This is a genomic window from Cognatishimia sp. (assembly GCF_964229375.1).
GTDB lineage: Bacteria > Pseudomonadota > Alphaproteobacteria > Rhodobacterales > Rhodobacteraceae > Cognatishimia.
Genome location: NZ_CAXREH010000065.1, coordinates 1 through 5,269, shown reverse-complemented (window position 1 = coordinate 5,269; position 5,269 = coordinate 1). Strand labels below are relative to the sequence as shown.

6 protein-coding genes are annotated in these 5,269 nt (G+C 58.3%); 4 read left to right on the top strand and 2 right to left on the bottom strand.

The genetic code is table 11. The annotated features are described in order from the left end of the window. Positions 1-161 precede the first annotated feature (161 nt). Genes ACEQWH_RS05045 through ACEQWH_RS05030 form a run of 4 tightly spaced genes read left to right on the top strand, consistent with a single transcriptional unit; the run spans position 162 to position 3,884 of the window. Positions 162-887: a hypothetical protein gene (locus tag ACEQWH_RS05045; protein ID WP_370228623.1), complete on the top strand. Its 726-nt coding sequence runs from the start codon at positions 162-164 to the stop codon at positions 885-887. After that, entirely contained in the window at positions 884-1,561 is a 678-nt protein-coding gene (locus ACEQWH_RS05040; RefSeq protein ID WP_370228622.1) for a hypothetical protein, read from the top strand. The genes ACEQWH_RS05045 and ACEQWH_RS05040 overlap by 4 nt, the downstream gene beginning before the upstream one ends. Beyond that, entirely contained in the window at positions 1,558-3,072 is a 1,515-nt protein-coding gene (locus ACEQWH_RS05035) for an FGGY-family carbohydrate kinase (protein WP_370228621.1), read from the top strand. Before ACEQWH_RS05040 ends, ACEQWH_RS05035 begins: the two co-directional genes overlap by 4 nt. Further along, positions 3,069-3,884 (top strand): SDR family oxidoreductase, encoded by an 816-nt coding sequence (locus tag ACEQWH_RS05030; protein ID WP_370228620.1) that lies wholly within the window; start codon positions 3,069-3,071, stop codon positions 3,882-3,884. The genes ACEQWH_RS05035 and ACEQWH_RS05030 overlap by 4 nt, the downstream gene beginning before the upstream one ends. A 301-nt stretch (positions 3,885-4,185) precedes the next feature. Here the strand turns inward: ACEQWH_RS05030 and ACEQWH_RS05025 are convergent, their stop codons facing one another. Together ACEQWH_RS05025 and ACEQWH_RS05020 are read right to left on the bottom strand one after the other, a co-directional pair. Beyond that, positions 4,186-4,494, bottom strand: a complete 309-nt coding sequence (locus tag ACEQWH_RS05025) for a hypothetical protein (protein WP_370228619.1) — start codon at positions 4,492-4,494, stop codon at positions 4,186-4,188. Then, a complete protein-coding gene (locus ACEQWH_RS05020) occupies positions 4,491-4,760 on the bottom strand; it encodes a hypothetical protein (RefSeq protein WP_370228618.1) in 270 nt (89 codons plus the stop codon). The genes ACEQWH_RS05025 and ACEQWH_RS05020 overlap by 4 nt, the downstream gene beginning before the upstream one ends. Between the last annotated feature and the right edge of the window lie 509 nt (positions 4,761-5,269).

The following is a 5,269-nucleotide window of genomic DNA, read 5'->3' as shown; positions in this document are numbered from 1 at the left end:
GGCGCCACCTTCGCCGAACATCCGCTTTGGTCCAAGGTCATCCTCGAAACGGACGACGCGGGCGGCTCTGTCACCCGCCGGACCGGCCCCAACGGGGAGGTGGTTGAACTGCGCCCGACGGTCGCGCGCGCGCCCTTCCATTTCGATGGGGAGGATTTGCAATGATTGGCACCTATGTCACTGACCCGCGGGTGCAGGCCTTTGCCAGCGTCTTTCACTTTGGCTGTCTGGGTGAAGAAAAGACCCAAGCGGACGTGATTTCAGAGGCGGCCAAGCTGCGGCGCTCCGGCCTGAATATAGAGGCGTTTGACTGCGAGGCCAGCATGCTACCCGCCGCCCGCGACATTTTGGGCGGTTACGCCAAACTGCACGTTCCAATCGCCTATCCGGCAGGAAACGCGACGTTGAAGCAAAAGCTGTACCAGCTGGAATATCTGCTGGGTCAGGGGATCGACGACAGTTGCTATTGTCTGGATTATTCCAATCTGCTCGAGGGCGATTGGGAGGCCGTCACTGCCGAAACCCGGCAGGTCATGGACCTGTGCCGCGACCGCCTTCCCATGGCGATGGTCATTCAAGCGACCCTGCTGGATGACCGTCAGATCGTCGCCGCCTGCGAGGCGATCCTGCAGGGCGGGGCGAACCGGGTGAAGATGAACACCGGCTATGGCTGGGGGACGTCACTGGAGGAGGTGGATCTGGTGCATCGCCACTTCAACGGGCGTATCGACATTCACCCTTCGGGCAATGTGCGCACACTCGAACAGGTCGACTACTTTCTGTCGCGTGGCGTCAGTATCGTGCATTCGGCCTCTGTCTTTGAAATCATCGCGGCCTATGCGCAGCGCCTTGGTTTGACATCACCTGCCGAAGGGGGCGCGTCATGATCCCGCACAAGAGTATCATCGCTGCCAGCCTGCATCTGGAACCCAATCGCGCCGCAATCTTGCGCGACATCCACCGGGCTGCCGCGCGTGGCATCCGGCATGTTGTGGTGAACGAAAACATGGTCGCGCTGGCGATGGCCGAAGTGCAAAGCGCCAATCTGGATGTTAGTGTCTCGGGCATCGTCGGATATCCGATCGGGCAATGGATGTGGCCCGCCAAGAAAGTCGCGCTTGATGAATTGTCGCAGATTCAGAACGGGCCGCTGGCGGTCATGCATGGGGTTGGGCCATGGCTCGACAGCACGGATCAGTCGGCCGCAGAACTGAAGGGCATTGCCGATCTGAACGGCGCGGTTTGGGTAATGACGTCCCTCTCGGCAATCCCCGAAGAACGCCTGAAGGCCCTTGCCGATGACGTGGCGCACTGCGGTGCGGAGGTGCTGATACTGTCAAATGGTGTGGCGGCGTCTGGTCTACCATTGCCCGACGCGAAGCAAATTAGCGCGCTGGCCCAGCATGCAGGAGGACGGTTTGCGTTGGCTTCGATGGCACCAGCGGGCACACCTGCGGAGACGATTGCGACATGGCTCAAGGCGGGTGCAGACACGGTACTTTGCACAGACTTCTGGGATTTAAGCGCGTCCGCCTCTGACACCGGGAAGGAAAGCTCATGAGCGATTTTCTGATTGGCATAGATATCGGCACCACCGGCGTGAAAGTGGCGATGTTTGCCACCGACGGACAGCTGGTGGCCTCGGCTTATCACACCCATGATACGACCTATCCCGCGCCCGACCATGTCGAGCAACGCCCGCAGGATTGGGTCGACGGCACGCTTGCCGGCCTGCGCGACGTGATGCGCAACAGCGGTGTCGACGCGGCGCGCGTTGCGGGCGTGTCGTTTTCCGGTCAGATGATGGGCCAGGTGCCAATCTCTGCCTCCGGCGAGCTTTTGGTCGACAGCATTCCGATCTGGGCCGATCAACGCGCCAAACCGCAGGCCGCGCGTTTCCTCAACGACTTTGGGGGACACGAGACCTATTATGACATCACCTTTCAGGGGCATCCGGTCCATATGACATCCGCCTTTCGGATGATGTGGTTTGCCGAGCACCAGCCCGACTTGTTTGCAAAGGCCGCAAAGTGGCTGCACGCAAAGGAGTTTGTGTTGTTCCGCCTTACGGGAGCGTTGGCGACGGACCCTACCGACCAGTGTCTTGGTGGCGCTTTCGATCTGCGGGCCGGAAGGCACAGTGCTGCTGTGCTGGATTGCGCCGGTCTAGAGTCGGGACTGTTTCCCGAGATGATCGAAAGCACGGAGATCGCAGGACAAATCACGGCGCAGATAGGCGAGGCGACGGGGCTTAGAGCAGGGACACCCGTGGCCGTCGGTGCGGGCGATGGTCCATGCGCTGCGGCGGGTTCAGCTGCCTTGGCCGAAGGTGACGCCTATTTCTATCTTGGGTCTGCGCTTTGGGGCGGCACCATCGAGACCAAACCGTTCGGCGATTTCGAGTCGCGGATGATCTGCTATCGGCATCTGGTGCCGGAGCTGTACCACAGTCAATATGTCAGCTTCACGGGGGCGATCGGTCAGCAGTGGATCGTCGAAAACGCCTATAGTGAACTCAGCGGCGGTGAGGCCTTTGACACCGCACTGGCCGAAGCGTCGAAGCTGAATGAAGACGAGATGCTACCGGTGTTCCTGCCGTTTCTGCGACCCGGCGGCGCCCCCCATCAGCATAGCAATGCCTCGGGTGTTTTCCATGGGCTTCGCATCGAACACAACCGCGCGCATCTTTACAAGGCCGTGGTAATGGGGATCGCCCAGTCCCTGCAAGTGCTCTACGATGATGTGACTCGCGTAACCGGTCGCCAGATCGATGCGCTGACAATTGTCGGTGGTGGAGCGCGCAACCCGATGATGATGCAGGCCATTGCTAGCGGTCTTGGTATACCGGTTCAACTTTTGTCCAATCAGGAGTCAAACTGCCTGGCTGCGGCCCTCTGCGCGGGTCTTGGCGTCGGGATTTGGCCTGATGCGATGGCAGCCAAGGACAGCGGCATCTTCCACCGACACGCAAGCTTCCAACCTGACCCTGCCAAGCGCGATGAGCTTGCCGCAGCACAGGCCAAATTCAAAGCCTCTATGCAACTTGCCAAACAACTCTGGAGCCTCGAATGAGCGACCACCCAAACAATAGCTTCCCGAACGCCACGGATCACAAGGGTAGGGTCTATGTCGTCACCGGGTCTGCTTCTGGAATTGGACGTCGCACCGCCGAGCTTTTGGCGGCTGAAGGCGCTCGGCTGGTCCTGGCCGATATATCAGAGGGTGTGCGGGATGTCGCCAAAGGACTGGGCGCCCAGTCGGTCGTCGGCGATATGTCGCGCTCGGAGATCTGCGAAAACGCCGTGCAGTCCGGATTGGAGGCTTACGGTCGGATCGACGGTGCGGTGATCGCGGCAGGCGTGGTGAACTCCAAATCCATCCACGACACGCAAGAGGCCGACTTTCGGCGCGTGATGGATATCAACCTCATGGCGCCGTTTCTTTTGACAAAGGCATTGATTCCTCACATGCGGCAGTCGGAGCGCGACGCGTCTTTCGTGTTCATCGGATCGAAAGATGCCTTCGACGTTGTGCCGGGGCTTGTGGCCTATTCCATCTCCAAGGCTGCTTTGGTGCAGCTGTCAAAAACCGTCGCCATTGAAGAAGGCCCGCATGGCATAAGGTCCAACATTGTGCACCCGGACGTGGTTATCGAGGGGTCGAGCCTCTGGAACGACACCCTCCGACAGAACCGCGCGGCGAAACACGGCGTCGCGCCAGATGAGCTGGCCGACCATTACAAGGCACGAAACGCCCTCGGTGTGGCGCTAAGCACCGATGACATGGCTTACGCGGTATCGTTTCTGCTGTCCGCTCGTGCCCGCGCGATTTCAGGTGCGGTCTTGAGTGTCGATGGTGGTTATGGCCCGGCTTTTGCAAGATAGGCCGTGATGTCGACCCTTTCGGTGCCGGTATGACGTGAAGATCATTGCACGCGGGGTGGGACTAAAGAGTTCCGTTTCAACAGCAACTTAAGTACAGCGGACATTGGCGCGAAGTGCAGCATATGTCACTCTAGGCTCCAACCCGGCATTAGCTGCAGATTGCACGAACGTCCGCTCCATCAAAAACAGGCCCGGGTCATGCTTCTTTGAGGGCGAGGCATCAGCGATCAATCGAACATGTGTCACACTGTTTCCCCCAAGCCTCCCCCGCCAGAAAACTCAGATCGTAAAGGCTGACCGCTTACGCCTCGCGTCCGCAGGTCAGCCGCTTCAGCACCTCCGGCGCGAGATAGGCCAATCGCAACTGGCGGCTGACATGGCGCTCAGCCAACCCGACGGCCTCAGCCAATTCCTGGATAGTGGCAAACTCGCCTGCCTCCATGCGCCGCCGCCATCCCCATGCCCGGCCGATGGCGCGCAGGATGTGCGGATCCTGCGCCTGATCCTCGCTGGGGCGGTAGTCGGCGGGCGGCATGATCTTCGGCCTCCCATTCTTCTTGCGCACCTTCAGCGGGATCAGCACGCGGATCGTGTCATTAGGCTTGATCATTCCGCCGCCTCCATCTGGCGCGGTGTGACCATTTCGCGGATCACGCCTGTGATCCCTTCGCGCCTGATATCGACCTCAAGCCCCGCGGCGGTGACGGTAACGCGCCGCACCCGAAGCTGGATGATGCGGGCCTGCTCTGCCGGGAAGAGTTGCGACCAGAGTGCGTTTAACTCGTGTAGGGCTGCGATGGCGTCGGCTTCCGAAACTGCGCCCTGTTCCTTTTTCAAGGCCACGAGCATCTGGGTCTTGTCAGAATAAACCACCATGCCCGACATCGTGCTGACTATTAGCTTCTGTGCCCTGCCCAATCCTGTATTCTGCCGCTGCTGTAAAACCAGCCCTGAGATCATCCAACATGCAGTCATGGTCAATGTGAGATTTCCGCTCTCACTGAGAAATGTAGAAAACTTACTTAATTAAGTTGGTGTGTATTCGCTATCTATGAATAAATTAGATAATGATGGATAAGGGTCTGCTCTCAACTTACATTTTAAATTGAGATAGATCTAATGATCTCTGCAAATCTAAACTGTTTTTTGCAATGTCGGTATTTGAGTAAATCCTGCTCCCGCAACCAAAATTAAGAAAACAAATACAATTACTTAATAGCGTAACGGCTTAACGTCTCATCAAGCGCCCCGGAAATATTGCCGCGTTCGTTGCTACGCTAGAATAACGTATGACGTTTAATGAGGACTAAGCTGGGTCTGTTATCAAATACTGATGCTTGCGCTCGTTAGTCTGACAACACTTTTCAGGCCTTTCTACTTCGTAT

Excerpts from the sequence above, each read along its gene's own strand:
- ACEQWH_RS05030 (WP_370228620.1), top strand. The coding sequence starts at position 3,069 with ATGAGCGACCACCCAAACAATAGCTTCCCGAACGCCACGGATCACAAG.
- ACEQWH_RS05040 (WP_370228622.1), top strand. The coding sequence starts at position 884 with ATGATCCCGCACAAGAGTATCATCGCTGCCAGCCTGCATCTGGAACCC.
- ACEQWH_RS05045 (WP_370228623.1), top strand. The coding sequence starts at position 162 with ATGATTGGCACCTATGTCACTGACCCGCGGGTGCAGGCCTTTGCCAGC.
- ACEQWH_RS05025 (WP_370228619.1), bottom strand. The coding sequence starts at position 4,494 with ATGATCAAGCCTAATGACACGATCCGCGTGCTGATCCCGCTGAAGGTG.
- ACEQWH_RS05035 (WP_370228621.1), top strand. The coding sequence starts at position 1,558 with ATGAGCGATTTTCTGATTGGCATAGATATCGGCACCACCGGCGTGAAA.
- ACEQWH_RS05020 (WP_370228618.1), bottom strand. The coding sequence starts at position 4,760 with ATGGTGGTTTATTCTGACAAGACCCAGATGCTCGTGGCCTTGAAAAAG.